This window comes from Bifidobacterium bohemicum DSM 22767 (assembly GCF_000741525.1).
Taxonomy (GTDB): Bacteria; Actinomycetota; Actinomycetes; order Actinomycetales; family Bifidobacteriaceae; genus Bifidobacterium; species Bifidobacterium bohemicum.
Genome location: NZ_JGYP01000005.1, coordinates 253,481 through 274,172, shown reverse-complemented (window position 1 = coordinate 274,172; position 20,692 = coordinate 253,481). Strand labels below are relative to the sequence as shown.

Sequence of the window (20,692 nt, the reverse complement as noted above, 5' to 3'; positions counted from 1 at the left end):
GAGCGACCGCTCAACACGAGGCACAGGAGCCGCAGGGGAACATTTCAATCCACGCTCCCTGTGAAGGGAGCGACAATCGACCGGTTCCAACCAACCGCGACCCGTGGATTTCAATCCACGCTCCCTGTGAAGGGAGCGACCGTCACACCCAGTAAACACTGCCACTGGATCGCATTTCAATCCACGCTCCCTGTGAAGGGAGCGACCCGCCGAGGGCGTGGATTACCTTGGCGATGGTCTGATTTCAATCCACGCTCCCTGTGAAGGGAGCGACGGTTGCCGCAGTATTGGCATGGTTCGGTTTGGATATTTCAATCCACGCTCCCTGTGAAGGGAGCGACGGCCTTTAGGTGTCTGCCACATTGGGGGCAGTAATTTCAATCCACGCTCCCTGTGAAGGGAGCGACACATAGTGTAGCCTGTGAGATACAATAAGGGTATGATTTCAATCCACGCTCCCTGTGAAGGGAGCGACATGTTGTACGGGTTGAGCTTCGAGCTCGCGGSATATTTCAATCCACGCTCCCTGTGAAGGGAGCGACTGCACATTTGAAATCAAATATTTCAAAATATGAACATGCCCATTGTAGCATTGATCGACTCCAACGATTTTGTCTCAACGGAGTCGCCTTTAATACTCTTTTATGTTATCAAGCAGCCATCGAACTTATCACTTAAAATGAAAATCCGAAAAATATCATGCCCGGAAGGTGCGAACCTCCAAGGAAATCATGAGCGCTTTACTTTCGCACCCAGTGACGATTCTCGACACACGCATCTATCCGACAAAATAGAATCTGTCTCCAGAACGGTTTACCTCAAATCATCATGACCTCGTCCATAGGAAGATGCCGAACCTGCCCAATATAATCGATCCGGTTCGAATATTTAGCACCCAAATTATAGAACCGTAAACTATCCTGCTCCGGATCGATGATTTGAGTCAACTCATCCTTTAGAATAAGCAAATCGGAAGGCGAAACAAGACACTCGAAGACACTATTTTGAACACGCTGACCAAATTTGATGCAAGCCTTGGCCACAAGCCTAAGTCGCCTCCTACCCTGCGGCGTTTCGGTTTTGACATCATATGCAACAACCACCATCATCGGACCATCAACCTACTTCCACATCAACGGCGGATACGCATCCAAATCACCACGTAACGTACGCATAAGCAACAACGACTGAACGTAGGGCACCAAGCCCCAAGGCATTTTCTCGTTCAAAAAAGGATGGGTCAATTCCTCCGCCTTTCGTTTCTGCCATGTAGCAAGAACCACTTTCCGACCTTTTTCATTTAGAAAGACACCCCCATTCTCCTGTTCTTCAAAGTCTGCGGGTTTGACTGCGCCGGTGTTGACCAAGCTCAGCACAAATCGATCCGCCAAGACGGGGCGGAGCTCCTCCATCAGGTCCAATGCCAAAGACACTCGTCCCGGTCTGTCAACATGCATAAAACCTACGTAGGGGTCCAATCCGACACCCTGTAAGGCTGCGGTGCAGTCCTGCGTCAATAACGTATATACAAACGAGAGCAAAGCGTTCAGTCGGTCAAGAGGCGGACGCCGGCTTCGCGCCTCGAAATAAAAGTCATCCTTACTGCGCAAGACCAAGTCATCGAAAGCCAAAAAGTAGTTCTTGGCGGCATTGCCTTCAATGCCACGCAATTCACTAATGCTGGAGCAACCTTCGATTTCAGCAAACGCAGAATGAAGCAGGGTGCTTTGTTGCGTCACCCGTTCAACGTTGATTCTCATGGCATGGTCTCGTTTTGCCCGCTCCAAGATCCATCGACAGTTGAACACCTTGCCAAGAATAAAAGATTTAGCAATGGGCAGGCTTCTGGTCTCATCGTCAGCAATCCGAAACTGCTCTCTGCGAAGCAAAACGTTTCGGTTCTTCTCACCCAGAATCGAACAATAGTATCGCCCGCGTGGAGAAAAGAATGACAGATTCACACCGAATTCCACACACTTGCCCATTAGGGATGGCGAAGCGCCTTTGTAAGAAAAGCACAATATCTGTTCTATGGATCTAAGTGGCACCGCCGCCAGTTTTTCATCCCCTACTTGAACGATTACATTCTCATTCTTAAGCGAAAGATAGGCATCTTCGGTAAGCACAAATAAGGTGTTCAATAATCTACGCATTTCAGTTCCCGTTATTCTGCCTCAGCAAGCGTTTGCTTGATATATCGTTTTGCTGACTGCCTCTTTTCCAGCTCGGGCATGCACAGATTATTCAATGAACAGGCATTGCACGCTTTTGTCCTTCGGGGTTTGGGAGTCAACCTCCGCTCATAAAGGTCATGCATTTGTTTAAAAGTCGCGATTACGCGATCCCTGAGCGGTTCGTCAAGATCCACCATCTCCCGTCGCTGCGTCCCTTTATAAAAAAGGGCGGCCCGGGGAATATCACAGCCCAGCATTTCCTCCAGGCACATGGCCTCGGCGCAAAGTTGCAGCCTGTCTTCGTCGCCCGCTTTGGACCGACCATGCTTATACTCAACAGGATAGGCAGCCCATGCTCCTTCGCGCCCATGCAACCGAACACCCTGAGGATCACGATGGAACTCCACGACATCACATATCCCCGTGATTCCCAAACGACGGGAGAAGACCCGAAGACTGCGCATAATCAGCAAATCGCCGCGACTTTCCGACTGCTTGTAGTCATCCGCACGCTTATGTTCAATTGATCCCGAGGTTGTCCGGGCGTTGTCATCCCATAGCTGCTCAACGTGAATCAAAGCCCACTGTCTCTTGCAAAAAGCGTAGTGTTGGATGCCCGAAAGGGCCAGCCAATCATCCTCAGGATAATCGACTGGCTCGCACGAGCTTCCCAGTTTGTTTGTATTCGTCATCATTCAGTCGAAGAACGTGAGATGAGGCAATCAGCGCCCATCGATTTCGTCATAATGCAAACCGGGAATGGCGCTTGCATTCACCGTTATCTCGGTGTGCTCACCCTCGTCATTGATTTGTACCGAGCGATGAACCGCAGCAGAGGAATATTGACCAAGCTTGCTGTCATGAGTGAACCAGATGACTTTCAGGACCTCCATTGATCCGGACGGTCTGGCGGAGCTTTCATCGTTGGTGAACAGCGTCGCCAGCGCATCCTTGATCTTCTCGGCATCCTCTTGTGTGAAACCGGTCTTTTCGGCGAGCTGCGGGCTGATACTGCCAAAGGTCGCATACACCGCACGGCCGGACACACGATATTTCATGCCCATGGTATCGCTGGATTTGGAGCCGTCCTTGGTGGTCTCGCCATTGACTGACTTAGTAATTTGCATACTGTCTACCGCGATTGGTTTTAGCGAAAATGCCGACTGAATCGACACAGGACCCCGGACTCCCAACGAAACGGCATCCGTATCGCCGCCCTTCTGGAATGCGAACACTTGACCAAAGGATCGTACATCCATCCAATGCGCACAAACCGCATCAAAGACAGCGTCTTTGCGCTTTTGCTCATCCTTGGGAAGAGAAGCTTTGAACGCTTTCATCCTGTCCGACAATGACTTTGCACCATCATCAGTCCGCTCCTCGGACTGCACGAAAATCGACTCGCCGGCGTCCTGAAGGCGGTTGCGTATCTTACGCTTAAGCGCCACATCCGACACCTCTCCCAAACCTTCGGAGGTGGTACGAGGACGGTTATCACCAAGGGGATCGCCATTCGGATTCGCGTTCGTAACGCTGAATACCACGGCAAAATCAATCTTGTTCTGCAGACTTTCCATTTTCATTCTCCTTGTTCAACACTGTTGTCAACAGATTCATTGCTTTTGGTAAATCTTTGCCTGAGCGCCCTGCGCTGCGACGAATACCCTAACAGAAAAAGCGGGGAAAGCGCACTGTTGTCCTCAAACTGGTGCTCTTGAAACATGTCGGTCACCTCATCAATCCCATTCTCATACTCAAAACGTCTTGCTGATTTTATCGACTGAAGATAGGGGGCCATGTGAGAGCAAACAACATTCCACGTCGAATACGGTCTTTCTGCGAAAGTCGTCATCAGTTTAACGGCAATTGTTGGCCTGTCGATATGTCGTTCAGCCAGGATTTTGCTTTCCCAATAGTCAGCAAACGCAAGTAAACGACCATACAGATAGTCCCTGTCTTTTCTTCTTGTATCCAATGCCATGGAAATTTGCTCCTTTTCGGGTTTATTTTGATTCAGGGTCTTTTTCCAAATACTGCATGCCACCTCAAAGTCATGCCGCCATACTGACAAATCATCATAACTTTGAGGACGAAGTACGCGATGAAATGCAGAAACGGCGAGAGGCCTGGGTAAGATTCCATTAGAAAACATAGCTTCGATGAGTTGTTTTTCCGTGTTTTTACAGAAATCCTTATAGTTTTTCTTTGACTTGTTTCTGGGGCCGTATGCACAGTCGGCTATGTCAAGAAATGAGGGGGCTCCAATATAAGAGATTTCCTTGGTCTCATCCTTGGCTTTAGCTTTGCTTTTCTCTGTAGAATCTTGTTTCTTTTCTTTTTTGGAATAGGTCAAGGGCCATGCCGCCTCTTCATGCCACGAAGCAATATGTTCCAAATACTCATATTGAGGCAATTCGATGTAATAGGTAACGCTCAACCGCCCTTTGCTGGCAGCATCGAAGATCGCGACGACTATCGTCTTAGAGTGGCCGGCAAGCTTTTTGCCATCGGCAAAGCCACGAACTATATTGTGGAACCGTTTCGCATAATTGGTGTCGACTGCGGTTCTCGCCTTATCAAGCTGATTGATCTGATCACTCTTTTCAATCTTGCTGAAATTATGCAAAGCTTCATACGTATTCACGGATGGTTGAACCACCTGTGTCGGCTTGTCTTCAACCGCCCAAACAACCACAGTCTGCTTATCGATGGTTCTGCCATTGTTGCCTATAAGCCATTTGAGGGCCGCGTGCACTTTTTGACATGTGTTGTCATCGATTTGCATGGCATCTTGCGCGGAGTTAAACCGGCCTCGATACGTGAAATTCTTGTCGTCATTCGAGGAAATCAGTTTTGCATTACCAGCTACACCGACAATGTTCTTCGGAAAGTTTGAAACTGCCCGGAAAAGCGGCTCACCAAGCGAATCGATACCTTTCGACGTATCTGCCTGCATGCAATAATCAATCCAACGCTTTTGCAGTTTCCGGTCCATCCATACCTCATCTGGTTCGTCAGTGAGAGTATGAACAGAAAAACGTACACCGATTTTGGGGTCCATCTGGGTGCTCGCTTGACTCCATTTCTCCTTTTCATCGGTTTTACTCTGTTTCGACTGGAACAAACCTTTGCCAACGGCATCCTCAACGACGCTATGGGTGGTCACATAGGTATAGATGGCGTTGAGTTTGACATCCTGCCCTTTCCAACCATCCAACAATTCGACGTACTTTGCGTGCTTTTTTGTGTCCAACTCCGAATCTACATAAATTATCTTGTCACAGAGAGGATGAGGGGGTGGATTCTTGCCGCTTCTCCCCAATGACTGTTGAGTGCATGGGACTATGACCGAGACATCCTTGCCGTCCATCTCCATATCCATAAGGTCGCCACGCTCGTCAAGGATGACATGCAACCTGGTCTTCAGGGAAATATGAAAGAGCGGAGACAGCATCCTCTTGGTATCCAAAGAAGAGTCCTTGTTCACGGCGACTTCGCCGGACGCGGCTTCAATCGTGCCGTATGTGCTCAGCAGCGCGGACCATAAGCTCATTGCTCCTCCTCCACTGGAAGTATTGTTTGTCCAAGATCAAACTGCTTCATCTTCTCATGCTCTCGAATGACCCTGCCATCCAGCTCAGGACTGCCCGGACGAGGAAATTCTATGATGCCGTTGTCCATTTGCGGTCTCCAGAATTGGGAGATGAAATCATGATTCTGGTTTTCGTCCGGATATATGAACGAATGGAACATGTACCCAAGGCTTATTTCGCCGTATTCGTCATAGTAGCCTTCCCCGGAATTGAATTCGCAAGGTTCCACATATCCTTGGCATTCCCTTGTCCCTAGGAAAATATCACGGCGCCCGCCGGCGTTTACACACCGTTTGGCTATGTTGTGATGCTTGTTTTCATCACGGTCGGCCGCCAGATCCTCACGCTGCTCATTCCACTCGAAATGGGCCAGCACCTGATATCTGACGTCCTTCAGATACGTATAATAGGAAAGGTCGTTCTGAACACTTTTTTTAGGTTTATATAATATAGTACGCACTCCCTTGCTCTCCGTCTGGATTTTGTTCATCACTCTGACGCCGTCTATGTACCAGATTAGGGTCGGTTTCCAGTATATTGACTCCGTTATACCCTTAAGCGCTTGATACGTCGGTACTTGATACGAGAACTTCTCACCTCCAACCCTGGTGATCACTTCAGAAAACAGCGCATACTTCGCTGAAACCTGATACTCAATGGAATTTCTGTGCTTTTGCATCAATCCTCCTTAACTACAAAGAAACTCGAATGGCAGACCCTGCGGCTCCAGCACAACTCCGTAGTCGGCAGAATAAAAATCACTGTTCAATAAGAAAACATCAAAATCCTCGCTGACCTGATTCACCGCTTCCTGACTGATTAATTTATCATATTCATATGGGAACAAAGAGACGGTATACTCCTGCAAGTGGCGCAATGCGTCCAGCCTGACCTTGAAATCATCGTCCTGCAGTTGAACTACATAATAAGATGCCTGGCCATATTCGACGACAACATTCTTGGTCTGCTGATCGATGACTTTGAATTTGCTTCCCGCCGTCCGAAAAGCCTGCGCGAATACACGGCCGTATTCGGTACCGGTACGGTTCCGAAAAGCCCCCCTTCCGGCTTCATTCGTCGACAACAGATCGTAGACCGTCGTTCCACCTCCCACATCCGGAAGAACGTAATCCATGTATGAGCCTTGGTCCTTTTTGGCGAAATACCGTTTGTAAAATTCATGCATCATGAATTCCGACTGCACGTCCCGAGTCGGATAATCGTGCACGAGTTCTTGGGTGATCCTCTTGCCGTCCTTGATGTCGGGAAGATGATCCAGCCCTCGCTCATCACGAATAGGGAACACATACACGGGCTGCAGCGTTGGGGATTCTCCACTTCTGTTGCAACGCCCAGCGGCCTGAAGGATACTGTCCAACCCGGCCATGGCTCGAACAACGCACTTGAAGGAAATATCGACCCCTGCCTCTATGACCTGCGTGCTTACGCAAATGACAGGTGTGCCGCTGTTGAGCAACTGTCTGGTATGCTCGATTTGATTCTTGCGATGAGCCCCGCACATGGATGTACTTAAGTGAATCAGCTCGAACTTCTTATCCGTGTTCAGTTGCTGAAGACGTTGAAAAACGGACCGCGCCTCCGATTTGAGATTGACGATCGCCAGGCAATTCCCCTGCTCTTGAGCTTTCTCGTACACATCATCAGCGAATTGCTCAACGCTTTTTTCGTCCCTTGAGATGATGATTTCAGTGCGTTTGCTCTGGGCAATGTCCTCTCGGGAAACCTTTATCAAATCAGAATCTTCCCCCAAAACGAGATTCTGACGCTTCGTCGTATCTATCAACGGCTGTGTCGCCGTGCAAAGCACGATGGTGGAACCAAGCGCATGGGAAAGGAAACTGATCACCTCGTTGAAAAGATTGACCATGTTCAGCGGAAGGGATTGGACTTCATCGAATATGATGACGCTGTTGGCCATATTATGGAACTTCCGCAGTTTCGTTCCGTGCGAAGCCATGACCGATTCAAGGAATTGGACCATCGTGGTCACTATGAAGGGGTTGGCCCATCGCTCTGCCGCCAACCTGTGATTTTCCCGCCGCTCATCGTCGGCATCATCATCAATGGACACGCTCGAATAATGCTCCAGCAACGAATCGTCACCTTCGGAAATACCCAACGCCTCTCGGAATGTAGCCACGGTCTGCTCCGTGATCGTCAAGTATGGGATGACATAGATGATATGTTGTTTGCCCGTGCGCTTGGCATGATGCAACGCAAACCGCAACGAAGCCAAGGTCTTGCCACCGCCGGTAGGCACCGACAGCTTATAAATCCCTGTCGGCCGGACACTAGCCTTAAGGCATTCCTCGGATATACGCGCACGCATGTCGTTTATCGGCGAGCGGGACGTAAACCCCTTTATATACTCTTCCAAGTGAGCGATGAATTCATCCCACGAAACGCGCCTGTCACAGGGCTTGATGCCTTTCTCGAAACTCATGGCGTCGAATCTGTCGGCATCGACCAATCGAGAATACATGTACTTGACGTATAGCCCCAACGCGAAATCGAACGACGCCCCCGACGCGTAGCCGTCGACCGACTCGACTAACCTTTGGCTGTCTTGTTGACTGCGGCGGAAATCCCCTTCCACGGGAATCCGGAGTTCAGGCAAGCGCTCCCGAATCTCTCGCCAGCTATATTTCGGATCTTCCTTGCACGCAACCGACATTTCGTCGCTGAATGCATGTTCACCTTGGACATCAAGGTAATCGGGAAGGTCGCCGTGGTGGCTGGACACCACGGCTTCGATCATGTCCTGCGTCAGCACGGCGAAGCAATCCCCATTGGTCTGCAGCTCGGATATCTCAAAGGCTCCCTGCTTCGCGTGCGGCACTTCACCACGTTTTCCCTCTCCCAAAAGAAGATAACGCTGAAACCGTTGGCTGGCCTTACCCCGATCATGAATTTCGCCTATCAAACGCGCCGTATCGCCGTATTGGTGCTCAAACCGTTCAGCCAGGAGCCCCGTCTCAAGAAGGTGATCACGCAACGTCTGCAATGCTCCATCGGCATTCCTTCTGGCCATCAGCGTTTCGCCCATCATTGTCCTTTCAATGAAGTACATCTTAAAAGGAGTATACAACACATTTTGGTTTTACGCAATTAATTGAAGCAAATTTGTCAACCTGAACTTTCATCAGAAAATCCCTGATACGTTCTAAAGCCCCTCCAAATTCCCTACCTTGGCTATGATTTCTCTTTTTATATCTTATGTACGAACGGTTAGAATGAAGCTGTCGCCAAGTGCACCTTGGCGTGGATTGAAAGAATTACTTGCGCAAACACCGCCTAAAATGCCATTCCACTTACAATGGAATGGCATTTCGGCATTCAGACGCGGGCAGCGCTGTTTAAGAAGGCTTTTCTCTTCTGCCCCTCTACCGCCACTACGCTAAGGACATTTTACAAACGGCAGGTGAAAGCTCGCCTAGAAGTACTGAGTAAACACTTGGGGCCCGGCATTTACTCCCGTTCGATCCGTGCCCCGCATCTCGCTACGTCAGAAATGTTCTCCCTGCGGTGGTGTACAGGCCTCAACGAAATGCCGGTAACCCGAGAACTGAATATTGATCTGCCTCTCAGAATCCCAATCCGTTTTCCGTCATACCGAACCGTTTCAGCGGTCTCTATTTGCTCAAGACAACGCCATGAGCTCACGATCAATGGCACGACGAATGAATTCGCTACGAGAGATGCCCTGTGCCTTCGCAGCACGATTCATCGCCTTCACACGGGACTGCGCAACGGGCGCGGAAACCGTCTCCATCCGCTCCTTCTCCATCGGACGCCCCTGCATGACCCGCGAAAAATCAAAATCAGAATAATCACCGGTCTCCACCTTGTCGACCGTGCGATCCACATCATTTTCGGTCGTTCCGAAAAACCTGTACAGTTCCTCATCGTTCATTAATTGCCCCTTCCAAAACCTAATCTCCGTTTGATGTCCTGTTCCGGCGGCGTTTGCGCATGAATGACCAGCCACAAGCCACCCGGTTTGCGAATGACAACCAACTCGACATACCGCCCTTTGCCATCGATGCCGATAGCAATGTAGCGATCCGGATCCTTGTCGAACGCGGGAGTGCACGCAAGACAGTGGTTCCATGCCGTCGCGGCGTCATCTTTGGTGACATTCGGATGCCGCTGAGGCACCTGGTCAAGGACAAACACGCGCTCAGAAGCCACGATCCACCCTTCCCCCACAGTTAGCAACTAAATTATTAAAATAATATCATATCTTTGATTATTAATAATGCCATCAGAGCAAACATCAGTGCTGTACCTCTAAGTAGAACTCAGGATCTGGATCGAACAGTCAGGAAACTCGTCCAGTAACTCACACCGTTAGAGGAACGTATTGAAGGGTCCATACGGTTCCATACGGATAAGGGTCAATAACATCGAAACCGCTGCCATCATTGACTTTTCGGCTAAACGAAAGGGTTCCGAGCACTTGCTCGGAACCCCGTTTGCGGACAGGGCGAGATTCGAACTCGCGGAGGATTGCTCCTCAACGGTTTTCAAGACCGTCTCTTTCGACCGCTCAGACACCTGTCCATGCTGCACAATCCGACACACACAGGAACACATGCAACTCAAGGATTATAACAACTCCCCACAGACAGACCACACCGAAAAAACACCGAGGACTCCGATAGGAAAGAACAACCGGCGTAAATGCTCCGGCACAGGGCAGACCCCCAACGGCATCGCCCCCTCCCAACAAGCAAAACTGTGCGGATCACGAATCGCAGTCCATCAATCATTGAACACCCGCTGAAGCGACAAACATTGAATCATAAGAAACTTGATGCGACCGTCGACAGTCATACTCAACCCTAGAACCGTTTAAAAGGTCTGCCCCCACGAGCTTGAGTGTTCCGAAATCAAAAACCCGTCGGCAACCGCAAGGATTGCGACGGGTTCGTATTGCGCGAGCATATAGCCACGTACCGTCACGAGGACGATCGGGGAAGCCTCACGCCTCCCACTTGGTCGGCTCGATGACCTCGCGACCCCCCATGTAAGGGCGCATCGCCTTCGGGATCTCGATGGAACCGTCCCTCTGCTGGTGGTTCTCAAGGATCGCCACAAGCCAGCGCGTCGTGGCAAGCGTCCCGTTGAGCGTGGCCACCGCACGCGTAGAGCCGTCCTCGCAGCGCTCCCGGATGTTCAGGCGACGCGCCTGGTATTCCGTGCAGTTCGAGGTGGACGTAAGCTCGCGGTAACGACCTTGCGTCGGCACCCAAGCCTCGTTATCGAACTTGCGTGCGGCCGAAGAACCCAGATCACCGGCGGCGGTGTCGATCGTGCGATACGGCACCTCGACCTTGGCGAGCATCCGCTCCTCCATGCCCAGCAGCTGCTGGTGCATCTCGCGGGATTCCTCCTGCTTGCAGTACACGAACATCTCCACCTTGTCGAACTGGTGGACGCGGATGATGCCCGAGGTGTCCTTGCCCGCCGCGCCGGCCTCGCGCCGATAGCAGCTCGACCAGCCGCAGTACTTGAGCGGACCGTCGGACAGGTCGAGGATCTCATCCTCATGCATGCCCGCGAGCGCCACCTCGGACGTGCCGACCAGATACTGGTCGTCGGGCTCGCGCAGACGGTAGATCTCGTCGGCGTGCGAGTTGAGGAATCCCGTCCCGGCCATGATCTCCGGCCGCACCAGCGTCGGCGTGATCGCCAGCGTGAAGCCGTTCTCCTCGGCCTGGTCGACGGCCATGGTGAGCATCGCGATCTGCATGCGGGCCACGGCGCCACGCAGGAAATAGAAACGCGACCCGGACACCTTGACGCCACGACGCATGTCGATACCGGCAACGCCCTCGCCCAACGTCAGATGATCCTTCGGCTCGAAGCCCTCCGCCTTGAAATCACGCGGCGTGCCGACCTTCCTGACCACCACGTAATCGTCCTCGCCACCCTCGGGCGCCTCAGGCTCCACGATATTGGAAAACCGCCACATGGCCTTGGTGTAAGCCGCCGCGGCGTCGTCCGACGCCTTCTTGTACTCAGTGACCTTGCCGGCGAGTTCCTTGGTCTGTGCAATCAGGGCTGCTTTTTGATCGGCCGGCGCGGAGGCGACCTTCTTGCCCATCGCCTTTTGGCTGGCCCGTGCGTCTTCGTATGACTTGAGCGCGGCACGGCGTGCCTCGTCCTGACGCAGCACCTCGTCCACGAGTTCGACGGACTCCCCGCGTTTACGCTGGGATTCGCGCACCACGTCGGGATTTTCACGAATGAATTGTATATCTAACATATAGCAAAGTCTACCGACGTAAAGGGACACAATCGGTAAGGCAAGCAAGCGGTGGCCACGAAGCGGTTCCGCAAACATATAAGCCCAATAAATTCGCCGGTTAACGTCCCGTGGAATCCAGCGGTCCGCATCTCGCACTTGCCACAAATGCAGGCCCTGCACATCCTCCGACCAGGCCCGGTGCCGGTTGCGTGTAGGAATCGTTAGCGTTGCGGCCAAAATCACGGTTCGCGACCGTGCGGGATACACAATATAAAGCATGTCGAAAACTGTGATCATCATCATCGCCGTGGCTGCCCTTGTTCTTGTCGCCGCGGTGTGCGCCATCGTGGGCATCAGGTACGATCTGCGACGCAGGCGTGTCATGGAATTCAACAAACGCGACGATGATCAGGTTCGGTACGCTTTCATCATCAACCCGTCAAAACCGGCGGCCGAGCGCAGCCGCGCCCGCATAGAGGAGTTCTGCGACGCCAAAGGCATCACGGACATCGAGTTCATCGACACGACGTTGGAGCGCACCGGCCGCGATTGCGCGATGGACGCGATGCGGCGCGGTGCGGACGTGCTCGTGGCGGTGGGCGGGGACGGCACCGTGCGCACCGTGGCCAGCGCGGTCTCCGGCACCGGCAAGACGCTGGCAATCGTGCCCATCGGCACCGGCAACCTGTTCGCCCGCAACATGGGCATCCCGGTCGACGACATAGAAGCGGCGCTGACCGTCGCCACCTCACGCGGCGAGCGCATGGTGGACATGGGCCGCATGGCTTTGCTGGACCGGCACGACGACCATGCCCACGCGTTCCTGATCATAGCCGGCACCGGCTTCGACGCCGATATGATCGACGACACCGACCCGGAGCTGAAGAAGAACATCAGCTGGCTCGCCTACTTCTCCGGCGGGCTGAAGCACCTGTTCGCCCCGAAATACCGCGCGTCCGTGTCGATCACGAACGCCGACGGCAGCACCCGCACCGCCTCCAAGGTCCATTTCCGCACTTTCATGGCCGGCAACTGCGGGCAGATCCCCGTCTTCTCCCTCATGCCGAACGCCGTATACGACGATGGCCTGCTGGACTTCGAGATCATCGACACCAACGGCGGACTGCTTGGTTGGCTGAACCTGTTCGGGGGCGTGGTCCAACAGACCGTCACCGGCAAAGTCAACGAAAACCCGATATCCGAAAACTCGACCATGGATCAGATTCAGGGCGTTAGCGCCGAGTTGCGTCTTGAAAAACCCGCTCTCGCGCAGGTGGACGGGGATATGCTGGGGACCACCAGCCATATCCGTTTCACCGTCGAGCACAAGGCCCTGAAAGTGCGGGTGCCCGCATCCGGCCCTGTCGAACAGGACGCGGAATAGGGAGCATCCTCACACGCCAGACGGCCGGCGCCTTCGGATTCCACTCCGTAGGTGCCGGCCAGGATACGCAAAAGGTTGACGGGTCGTCTCAATATCCATCACCTTCCCATACTTCGAACGCTTCAGATTCATGTATGCGAAAGTGACCACAAAATCAATGGCGATGGGGGTGGGGAGGATGTGCCACGAGAATCGCCCGCAAGCCCGCTACTGCCCGGCGTAACCGGTCAATTCCAGCTTGCCTGAGATGTATTCGCCGAGGTAGACGGAGCCGAGCCCCTTGAACCCTTGCTCCTTGACCTGCCGTTCAAGCCAGTCCTCATCGTGATGAATGGCATCGAGCACATCAGCGTCAACCTGACCGTCCGCAATCACGGGAAGCCTGAGCGTGTCCTCGCCATACGAGATCACGGTCAGTTGACCGTTCTGCTCGAAATAGGCCTTCTTGACCTTGGATATCTCGTAGATGCCCTGCGCCCGAAGCTTAAGCATGAGGTCGCTGGCCGAAATGCCGCTCTTCATGCACCGTTCCACATCGATGCGCCCGTCCGTGATAATCACCTGGGGTTTGCCGTCGATGATCCCCTTGACCGTGCGGTTATGATCCTTGGCGAACTTGATGATCATGCACAGCAACGTCCAAGTGACCAACACGAAGAAGAAATTCAGGACGGTGATCTGTTCGTTGTATATCACGCCGCCGACGATGGCGCCGAGCACGTAGTTCTGTATCTGGTCCATCGGGCTCGTGGGGGCGAGATTGGATTTGCCGAACAGGTTGATGTGTACGATCAGGAAGACGATGCCGACGACGAGTTTGGCGATGAGGGAAGTGCTGATAAGCATGATGGCTGCCTACCTTTCAATGGTAACGTCGGCGAGCATGTACGTGGGGGTCAGGCGATAGGCCGTGTAATCCGTGTTGAGTTCGACCGTATAGTATTTTTTGTCCACCTTGACGATCACATCCTGGTTCAGGTACTTCGAATTGACGAACACTTTGTCCTGATCGACCCCGCTGTCCTTGGCGACCTGCTGGACGAAGCCCACCATCTGCGTGGCCTTGGCGGTATTGGTCTCGCTTTTCTCGAAACGCGTGTAGCCGCTGCCGAAGGCGACCACGACCAGAAGCAGTGCGATGATGCCGAGGTCACGGTATTTGGTCTGCAGACGGTGCCGCAGATACAACACAGTGAAGACGACAAGCGCCAGGCACAACACGCCGATGATCGCGAAACCTATGAACATGTTGAGGCTGTGCTGGTTCTTGAGATAACCGATTCCGTAAAACGTCATAACGCACCTTTCGTCGCCGGACGCTCTGGACGTGCCAGTATTTGCGATTCATTGTATATATTACGCTATACAAAACGTCCACATTTGCCCGTTGCCGACCTGACAGGCATTGCAATCAGCGGCGTTTCCCCATGCAAAACCCCGACCGATCTCGACGCCTGAATCGAATTATCAAGGCGCGCGCAAGAACGCGGCATCAATACGATTCGCCGCACCACCGTCCCCGCCGGCGCAACGGCACCGAAACGATGCCTGAACGCACGACCTCCATGTGCGATTCGACATGCGAATGAACAACAGAAAATCCTGCCCCCCCCCACGCAAGGCGAAGCCGCGTGGCACAATGGGGGCATGGTAGCAAACAATGCGGGCAGACCCGCCACCCAAGCGGACCTCATTGACGTCGATGAGGTCATCAACAGATACTACAAGGACGTCCCGGACCCACAAATCGCCGAACAGCGTGTCTCCTTCGGCACTTCCGGACACCGCGGCTCCTCGCTCAAGACCTCGTTCAACGAGGCGCATATCGTGGCCATCTCACAGGCGATCGCCGAATATCGCAAACAGGCGGGCGTCACCGGACCCTTGTATCTGGGCCGCGACACCCACGCGCTGTCGGCCCCCGCGACGAAGACCGCCATTGAGGTGCTCGTCGCGAACGGGGTGACCGTGCGAATCGACTCGCGGGACGATTTCGTGCCCACCCCCGTCATCTCGCAGGCGATCCTGACCCACAACCGTGCGGCCGACGGCACGCAGCGTTTCAGCGGACAAGGGCTGGCCGACGGCATCGTGGTGACGCCTTCGCACAACCCGCCCACAGACGGCGGCTTCAAATACGACCCTGTGACCGGCGGACCGGCCAGCGCCGAGGCGACCGGAGCGATAGCACGACGGGCCAATGAATTACTGGGCTCATATCGTTCAGTCAAACGCGTACCGTACCAGCAGGCGCTCAGGTCCCCCTTCGTCGAGCGTTTCGACTATCGCGAGCACTATGTCGCCGACCTTGGCGATGTGATCGATTTCGACGTGATCCGCTCCTCCGGGGTGCGCCTGGGCATCGACCCGCTCGGCGGTGCGAGCGTAAACTACTGGCCGCTGATCAACGAGAGGTACGGCCTGAACATCGGCGTGGTACGACCCGACGTGGACCCGACCTGGCGATTCATGACAGTGGACCATGACGGCAGAATCCGCATGGACCCCAGTTCGCAATACGCGATGAAGGGGCTTGTGGACGAGCTCGATGCCGGAGCATGGAGCAAGTACGACCTGGTTGGCGGCACCGACCCGGACGCCGACCGGCACGGCATCGTCTGCCCGGACTGGGGGGTGATGAACCCGAACCATTACCTCGCCGTCGCCATCGAGTACCTGTTCGGCGGCGCGCGACCGGACTGGCCGAAGAGAGCCGGAGTGGGCAAGACGCTCGTCTCCTCCGGTCTAATCGACCGCGTCGCGGCCTCTATCGGCGCCAGGCTTGTGGAAGTTCCGGTCGGGTTCAAATGGTTCGTCGATCCGCTGTTCACCGGTGAAGTGGCGTTTGGGGGCGAGGAAAGCAGCGGCATGAGCTTTCTGCGCCGGGACGGCCACGTGTGGACGACAGACAAGGACGGCTTGATTCCGGACCTTCTGGCCGCGGAGATCACGGCGAAAACCGGCAAGAATCCGGCAGAACTACACAAGGATCAGGTCGCGCGTTTTGGCCAGAGCTGGTATGAGCGCGTCGACACCCCCGCCACGCTCGAACAGAAGCAGAGGTTCGCGACGCTATCGGGTGACGACATCACCGCAAGCACGCTGGCGGGCCAGCCGATTACCGCCAAACTCACGCACGCGCCGGGCAACGACGCGCCGATCGGGGGCCTGAAGGTGACGACCAAGGACAACTGGTTCGCGGCCCGCCCTTCCGGCACCGAGAACATCTACAAGGTCTACGCCGAGTCGTTCGTCTCCCCCGACGCGCTGAAAACGGTGCTCGCCGAGGCAGACGAGGTGGTTGCCAAGGCATTGGGCGAGTAGGGAGGATCCGGTTTCATCGCCGTCATGGACGCGCATAACGCCCCTGTCGGCGACGAAACGACCCGGTGATGACTCAATTTCGGTGGCGACCCGTAGGCTGGAGTCTATGACGATTACGGTTTCCACTGACGGCAGTGCACTAGGCAATCCCAACGGGCCGATGGGCTGGGCATGGGCGGATCACGCGGCGAACGCGGCGCGCACCGAAGGCCATCAGCACGACGGCGACTCGGACGCGGGCGGCGCCACCAACGGCACCAACCAGATTGGCGAATTGTGCGCGGTGCTCGAGGCTCTGCGGGCGCATCGCGGATCCGAGCCGCTGACCATCGAGACCGATTCACAGTACGCCATCAACTGCTCCACGACATGGGTCAGGGGTTGGAAGAGGAACGGCTGGAAGAACTCGCAGAAGAAGCCGGTGAAGAACGCGCCCCTGATCAAGGCCATCGACGCCGAAATCAGCAGGCGTGAAGGGCCGGTGAGGTTCGTCTGGGTCAAAGGGCACAACGGCAACCCCGGCAACGAGAAGGTGGACGACCTGGCCCACACCTACTCGGGTGACGCCCGCAGCGGAGTCAAAAGCGGCTACCTGCCTTCGGAAGGATGGCAGTCGCTGCTGGCCTCCCCCTATGCGCGCGGGGTCGACGTACCAGCCGACGCGCGTATGCTGCTCGACGGGAAAATCACCGAGGAGCAATACCATCTCGGTCGCGGCGCCGATTCGGATGACGGTGACGACGATGCGTCGAGCCAGGCCTGGCAGCATGGCGCGCGGATGCCGCTGATGGAACGGCTGAGCGAACGCGAGTCGGTGCCGGAATACCATTTCGACAAGCGCGACGATGCGGATGCCACCGACGACGAGGCATCGCTTTCCGACGGATTGAACACCGAAGAGCATGACGACGCATCCTCGGAACCGGCCAGCGTGTCCGACCACAACCAGAAAGACGCGGCCGGGCCCGACGAATGGTCAGGCGACAAGCCCGACGACGACTCAGGCACGGAAGCTGACGACGCGGACACGGCGATGGGCAGCGGCCTGGACGGCACCGGTACCGACGGCATGGATGCAGACGCCGATACCGACGACACGGATGCCGACGTTGCGGATGCCGACGCCAACCGCAACATTGACGAGACCAACCTCAGTGAAAGCACGGACGACCGGGCAGATGGGCTCGACGAGTCACCCGATGAATCAGAAGACGCTGTCGTCCACAAGAACTTGGCAGTGAACGCAACCAGTGAAGAACACGCAGACGGCGACATCCGGACCGACAACACCAACCTCGATGACGGGCGCGACTACATTGGCGAATTCGACGATGCCAGCGTGCCCGAAAACCCGATGAAAACCGATTCAGGCACCAACGGCCGTTCATCCGACGGCGCAACCCGCCAGGAGAACAACGGAATGCAGCGGTCAATGCGCCCCAAATACGTCAACAACGGGCTGACCGTAAGTGGGACGCTTCGCTTCTCGCCGGCACCGAGCACCAGCCCCACTTTCAACGGGAGCCCCAGGCATATCCGCGGCGTGATTCCAATCGAAGGCGACGTGGCCGGCGACGGAACGCTCAACCTCGGCGGCGCGCCGTTCCTGATTGCGAACGCGAAACAGGACTGATCCGCAAAACGCGACCATGCGCAGCGCCGGTCGAGTCCGGACCGGAGGCACGACGATATGCCGGATCCAGGTTTTCGTCACGCCTCCGGTAAGTTTTACGATATCTGTGTTTTGCGCAAGAACGGATACGACTGACCGTCCTTAAGCCGACCGCATCCGTCAGTCGAACGGACCATCAGGCTATCCCGCGTTTTCGTCGGTCTGCGAGTCACTTGAGCCGTTTGGACGATGCTCAGTAAGTAAAAGCCACATCATCGGAAGATGACGCCGGTTTGCGCGGCAACATTGAGAACTGCCCTGAGGCTCAGGAAAACCGGACGCGGTTTGCCACCGCACCCCCAACCGGCGAAAGTAGGCGAATAACGGTAGAATGATATAAGCGTCGGTCATAGCGTAACACAATATCCGCGTGACCGGTAGAGTCGGCTTTGGCCGCAAGACAGGGCGAGGCAGGCGATGGCCCCGCCCCCCTTACCTACCCGAGGCAAAGCCAAGTAACCGCGAAAGGAAGTACAATGGACAAGGCTCAGCAGGATGCACTGAAGAAGGCCGCTGGCATCGAGGGCGCGAAACTGGTCAAGGACGGCATGGTAGTAGGGCTGGGCACCGGGTCGACAGTGCGGTTCCTTGTGGATGAGCTCGGGCGACGCACTCAGGAGGAAGCCCTTCGGTTCACGGGCGTGACCACTTCACGCCGTACTGCCGAACAAGCCGAAGGCTACGGAATCAGAATCGTGGACATCGACGACGTGAACGACGTCGACCTGACCATCGACGGGGCCGATGAGGTGGACAAGAACTTCAACGGCATCAAGGGCGGCGGCGCGGCCCTGCTCTGGGAGAAAATCGTGAACGAGGCCTCGCACAGGAACGTGTGGATCGTCGACGAGTCCAAGGTGGTCGACACCATCGGCGCGTTCCCGCTGCCGGTCGAGGTCATCCCCTTCGGCGCCAAACATGTGCTCAAGCGTCTCGAGGACAAGGGCTATAAGCCCGTGCTGCGCCTTGATGCCGAAGGCCGGCCGGTGCGCACAGACGAGAACAACCTGATCATCGACCTGCATATGGGTCGCATCGACCAACCCAAGGACCTGGCCGAAGACCTGATCAATATGGTTGGCGTGGTTGAGACCGGCCTGTTCCTTGGACGCGTCAACACGGTTATCGTCGGTGATCCGAACGGGCCGCGCATACTGACCAAGTCCGAGGAATAATACACATCAAAGCCATCCCCTTCTCAGACAGACGGTAATAACGAATTGGCATCCGAGCACCCAATGTTCGGATGCCAATTCGTTATGTCATGATTCGCAAGCCTTATCGGCGCCAGACCATTCCGCAGGCGCATTGACGCCGTACCCGAGAAGTATGCGCACCAGGACGGCCGGATTCCATCGGTCTTGCATTCACGCCTCCACACGACGGACGCTCAACATGCCGCGAAATGAACAGCAAGCAAAATGCTATTTCAGCGATTCAATGGCCTTTCGGGCGGCGTCATAGTCCGGCTCGGTACCGATTTCCGGCACCTGCTGGACATAAGCCACCCTGCCATCGCTGCCGATGATGACCACGGCTCGCGACAGCAGGCCCTTCATGCCGCCGTCGGTAATCGTGACGCCGTAATCCTCACCGAAAGACGAGCGGAAGGCCGAACCCACCACCACGTTCTCGATGCCGTTGGCGCCACAGAAACGTCCCAGCGCGAAGGGAAGGTCCCTGGAGACGCAAACCACGGTGACGCCTTCAAGCTCGTCGGCCATCTGGTTGAACCGACGCACCGACATGGAACACACGTCGGTGTCGACCGACGGGAAAATGTTGAGCACGAGGCGGCGGCCCTTGAACCGGGTCGAGTCGAAATCGTTGAGATCGGCATCGCTCAAGCTGAACGATGGGGCCACGGAGCCCACTTCAGGCAAATTGCCTACGGTATGTGTGGGATTACCGTTTAACGTTATCTGTGCCATTCCACAATCGTCCCACGGAATGCCACGACTCGCCAGCCGATTGCGCTCGACGGCGACGGAATGACGGAATTGGCGTCGAACGTGCGCTCGTAGCGACGTTTGGACGACCCGACGGCAAGGTTTGCGGACGGCCAATCCCGAAGAGCTTGTCGGCGCGGGGCGGGACAACAAGCCCAGACCTACGAGAAGAGGCCTCTGACGAACAGCGAAGCCCACGACAGCCTTTGCTCGAATATCGCTTTCGACTGACCCGGGAATGACGAAGACGCATACAGGCCCATTCCGGGACGCAGTTCGTTCGATGCCGCTTTTCGGCCGGCGTTTCAGCTCATTGAGGCTC

General features: G+C 55.2%; 16 protein-coding genes, 1 tRNA gene, 1 pseudogene and 1 CRISPR repeat array. Of the genes and pseudogenes, 4 read left to right on the top strand and 14 right to left on the bottom strand.

From position 1 onward, the window contains the following. Positions 1-41 precede the first annotated feature (41 nt). A CRISPR array of direct repeats spans positions 42-542; the repeat unit is 33 nt; unit sequence ATTTCAATCCACGCTCCCTGTGAAGGGAGCGAC. A 276-nt stretch (positions 543-818) separates the two neighbouring features. The 11 genes from cas2 to serS all read right to left on the bottom strand — a co-directional run bounded on the left by cas2 (position 819) and on the right by serS (position 12,059). After that, positions 819-1,106 carry a CRISPR-associated endonuclease Cas2 gene (gene cas2 / locus BBOH_RS08125; protein WP_474840741.1) on the bottom strand — a complete coding sequence of 96 codons (288 nt, stop codon included), beginning with the start codon at positions 1,104-1,106 and terminating at the stop codon, positions 819-821. Positions 1,107-1,121: 15 nt separating this feature from the next. Continuing rightward, a complete protein-coding gene (gene cas1c / locus BBOH_RS08120) occupies positions 1,122-2,153 on the bottom strand; it encodes a type I-C CRISPR-associated endonuclease Cas1c (protein WP_033520808.1) in 1,032 nt (343 codons plus the stop codon). Between the two features lie 11 nt (positions 2,154-2,164). Then, the gene (gene cas4 / locus BBOH_RS08115) at positions 2,165-2,866 is read right to left on the bottom strand and encodes a CRISPR-associated protein Cas4 (protein ID WP_044098339.1); all 702 of its coding nucleotides are present in this window, start codon (positions 2,864-2,866) and stop codon (positions 2,165-2,167) included. 30 nt (positions 2,867-2,896) lie between these two features. After that, positions 2,897-3,751 (bottom strand): type I-C CRISPR-associated protein Cas7/Csd2, encoded by an 855-nt coding sequence (gene cas7c / locus BBOH_RS08110; protein WP_033520809.1) that lies wholly within the window; start codon positions 3,749-3,751, stop codon positions 2,897-2,899. Positions 3,752-3,753: 2 nt separating this feature from the next. Continuing rightward, entirely contained in the window at positions 3,754-5,727 is a 1,974-nt protein-coding gene (gene cas8c / locus BBOH_RS08105; protein ID WP_033520810.1) for a type I-C CRISPR-associated protein Cas8c/Csd1, read from the bottom strand. Next, entirely contained in the window at positions 5,724-6,446 is a 723-nt protein-coding gene (gene cas5c, locus BBOH_RS08100; RefSeq protein ID WP_033520811.1) for a type I-C CRISPR-associated protein Cas5c, read from the bottom strand. Before cas5c ends, cas8c begins: the two co-directional genes overlap by 4 nt. A 9-nt stretch (positions 6,447-6,455) precedes the next feature. Then, the gene (locus tag BBOH_RS08095; RefSeq protein WP_033520960.1) at positions 6,456-8,834 is read right to left on the bottom strand and encodes a CRISPR-associated helicase/endonuclease Cas3; all 2,379 of its coding nucleotides are present in this window, start codon (positions 8,832-8,834) and stop codon (positions 6,456-6,458) included. Positions 8,835-9,428: 594 nt separating this feature from the next. Continuing rightward, positions 9,429-9,701, bottom strand: a complete 273-nt coding sequence (locus BBOH_RS08090; protein WP_044098308.1) for a ribbon-helix-helix protein, CopG family — start codon at positions 9,699-9,701, stop codon at positions 9,429-9,431. Next, positions 9,701-9,979: a BrnT family toxin gene (locus BBOH_RS08085; RefSeq protein ID WP_033520813.1), complete on the bottom strand. Its 279-nt coding sequence runs from the start codon at positions 9,977-9,979 to the stop codon at positions 9,701-9,703. The genes BBOH_RS08090 and BBOH_RS08085 overlap by 1 nt, the downstream gene beginning before the upstream one ends. Positions 9,980-10,266: 287 nt before the next feature. Beyond that, positions 10,267-10,351: transfer RNA gene (locus BBOH_RS08080), tRNA-Ser, on the bottom strand. Positions 10,352-10,772: 421 nt separating this feature from the next. Continuing rightward, entirely contained in the window at positions 10,773-12,059 is a 1,287-nt protein-coding gene (serS, locus tag BBOH_RS08075; RefSeq protein WP_033520962.1) for a serine--tRNA ligase, read from the bottom strand. Positions 12,060-12,318: 259 nt separating this feature from the next. Between serS and BBOH_RS08070 the strand changes: the two genes are divergently transcribed. Continuing rightward, positions 12,319-13,425, top strand: coding sequence for a diacylglycerol/lipid kinase family protein (locus tag BBOH_RS08070; protein ID WP_033520815.1), 1,107 nt, complete (start codon positions 12,319-12,321; stop codon positions 13,423-13,425). 207 nt (positions 13,426-13,632) lie between these two features. On the opposite strand, the gene BBOH_RS08065 is transcribed toward BBOH_RS08070, so the two are convergent. Both BBOH_RS08065 and BBOH_RS08060 read right to left on the bottom strand, forming a co-directional pair. Then, positions 13,633-14,271, bottom strand: coding sequence for a DUF421 domain-containing protein (locus BBOH_RS08065; RefSeq protein WP_033520817.1), 639 nt, complete (start codon positions 14,269-14,271; stop codon positions 13,633-13,635). Positions 14,272-14,280: 9 nt separating this feature from the next. After that, positions 14,281-14,721, bottom strand: a complete 441-nt coding sequence (locus BBOH_RS08060; RefSeq protein WP_033520819.1) for a DUF3290 domain-containing protein — start codon at positions 14,719-14,721, stop codon at positions 14,281-14,283. Between the two features lie 351 nt (positions 14,722-15,072). On the opposite strand from BBOH_RS08060, the gene pgm reads away from it, so the two are divergent. The 3 genes and pseudogenes from pgm to rpiA all read left to right on the top strand — a co-directional run bounded on the left by pgm (position 15,073) and on the right by rpiA (position 19,596). Next, positions 15,073-16,749: a phosphoglucomutase (alpha-D-glucose-1,6-bisphosphate-dependent) gene (gene pgm, locus BBOH_RS08055; RefSeq protein ID WP_033520821.1), complete on the top strand. Its 1,677-nt coding sequence runs from the start codon at positions 15,073-15,075 to the stop codon at positions 16,747-16,749. Between the two features lie 106 nt (positions 16,750-16,855). Continuing rightward, a pseudogene (locus tag BBOH_RS09460) lies at positions 16,856-17,467 on the top strand (ribonuclease H family protein); the annotation flags it as partial. 1,430 nt (positions 17,468-18,897) lie between these two features. Beyond that, on the top strand, positions 18,898-19,596 hold the full coding sequence (rpiA, locus tag BBOH_RS08045) for a ribose-5-phosphate isomerase RpiA (protein ID WP_033520826.1): 699 nt from the start codon (positions 18,898-18,900) through the stop codon (positions 19,594-19,596). Positions 19,597-19,845: 249 nt separating this feature from the next. On the opposite strand, the gene tpx is transcribed toward rpiA, so the two are convergent. Further along, positions 19,846-20,352: a thiol peroxidase gene (gene tpx, locus BBOH_RS08040; RefSeq protein WP_033520828.1), complete on the bottom strand. Its 507-nt coding sequence runs from the start codon at positions 20,350-20,352 to the stop codon at positions 19,846-19,848. Positions 20,353-20,692: the final 340 nt, after the last annotated feature.

Excerpts from the sequence above, each read along its gene's own strand:
- cas1c (WP_033520808.1), bottom strand. The coding sequence starts at position 2,153 with ATGCGTAGATTATTGAACACCTTATTTGTGCTTACCGAAGATGCCTAT.
- BBOH_RS08070 (WP_033520815.1), top strand. The coding sequence starts at position 12,319 with ATGTCGAAAACTGTGATCATCATCATCGCCGTGGCTGCCCTTGTTCTT.
- serS (WP_033520962.1), bottom strand. The coding sequence starts at position 12,059 with ATGTTAGATATACAATTCATTCGTGAAAATCCCGACGTGGTGCGCGAA.
- rpiA (WP_033520826.1), top strand. The coding sequence starts at position 18,898 with ATGGACAAGGCTCAGCAGGATGCACTGAAGAAGGCCGCTGGCATCGAG.
- cas4 (WP_044098339.1), bottom strand. The coding sequence starts at position 2,866 with ATGACGAATACAAACAAACTGGGAAGCTCGTGCGAGCCAGTCGATTAT.
- BBOH_RS08090 (WP_044098308.1), bottom strand. The coding sequence starts at position 9,701 with ATGAACGATGAGGAACTGTACAGGTTTTTCGGAACGACCGAAAATGAT.
- tpx (WP_033520828.1), bottom strand. The coding sequence starts at position 20,352 with ATGGCACAGATAACGTTAAACGGTAATCCCACACATACCGTAGGCAAT.
- cas7c (WP_033520809.1), bottom strand. The coding sequence starts at position 3,751 with ATGGAAAGTCTGCAGAACAAGATTGATTTTGCCGTGGTATTCAGCGTT.
- cas2 (WP_474840741.1), bottom strand. The coding sequence starts at position 1,106 with ATGGTGGTTGTTGCATATGATGTCAAAACCGAAACGCCGCAGGGTAGG.
- cas8c (WP_033520810.1), bottom strand. The coding sequence starts at position 5,727 with ATGAGCTTATGGTCCGCGCTGCTGAGCACATACGGCACGATTGAAGCC.
- BBOH_RS08060 (WP_033520819.1), bottom strand. The coding sequence starts at position 14,721 with ATGACGTTTTACGGAATCGGTTATCTCAAGAACCAGCACAGCCTCAAC.
- pgm (WP_033520821.1), top strand. The coding sequence starts at position 15,073 with ATGGTAGCAAACAATGCGGGCAGACCCGCCACCCAAGCGGACCTCATT.
- cas5c (WP_033520811.1), bottom strand. The coding sequence starts at position 6,446 with ATGCAAAAGCACAGAAATTCCATTGAGTATCAGGTTTCAGCGAAGTAT.
- BBOH_RS08095 (WP_033520960.1), bottom strand. The coding sequence starts at position 8,834 with ATGGGCGAAACGCTGATGGCCAGAAGGAATGCCGATGGAGCATTGCAG.
- BBOH_RS08065 (WP_033520817.1), bottom strand. The coding sequence starts at position 14,271 with ATGCTTATCAGCACTTCCCTCATCGCCAAACTCGTCGTCGGCATCGTC.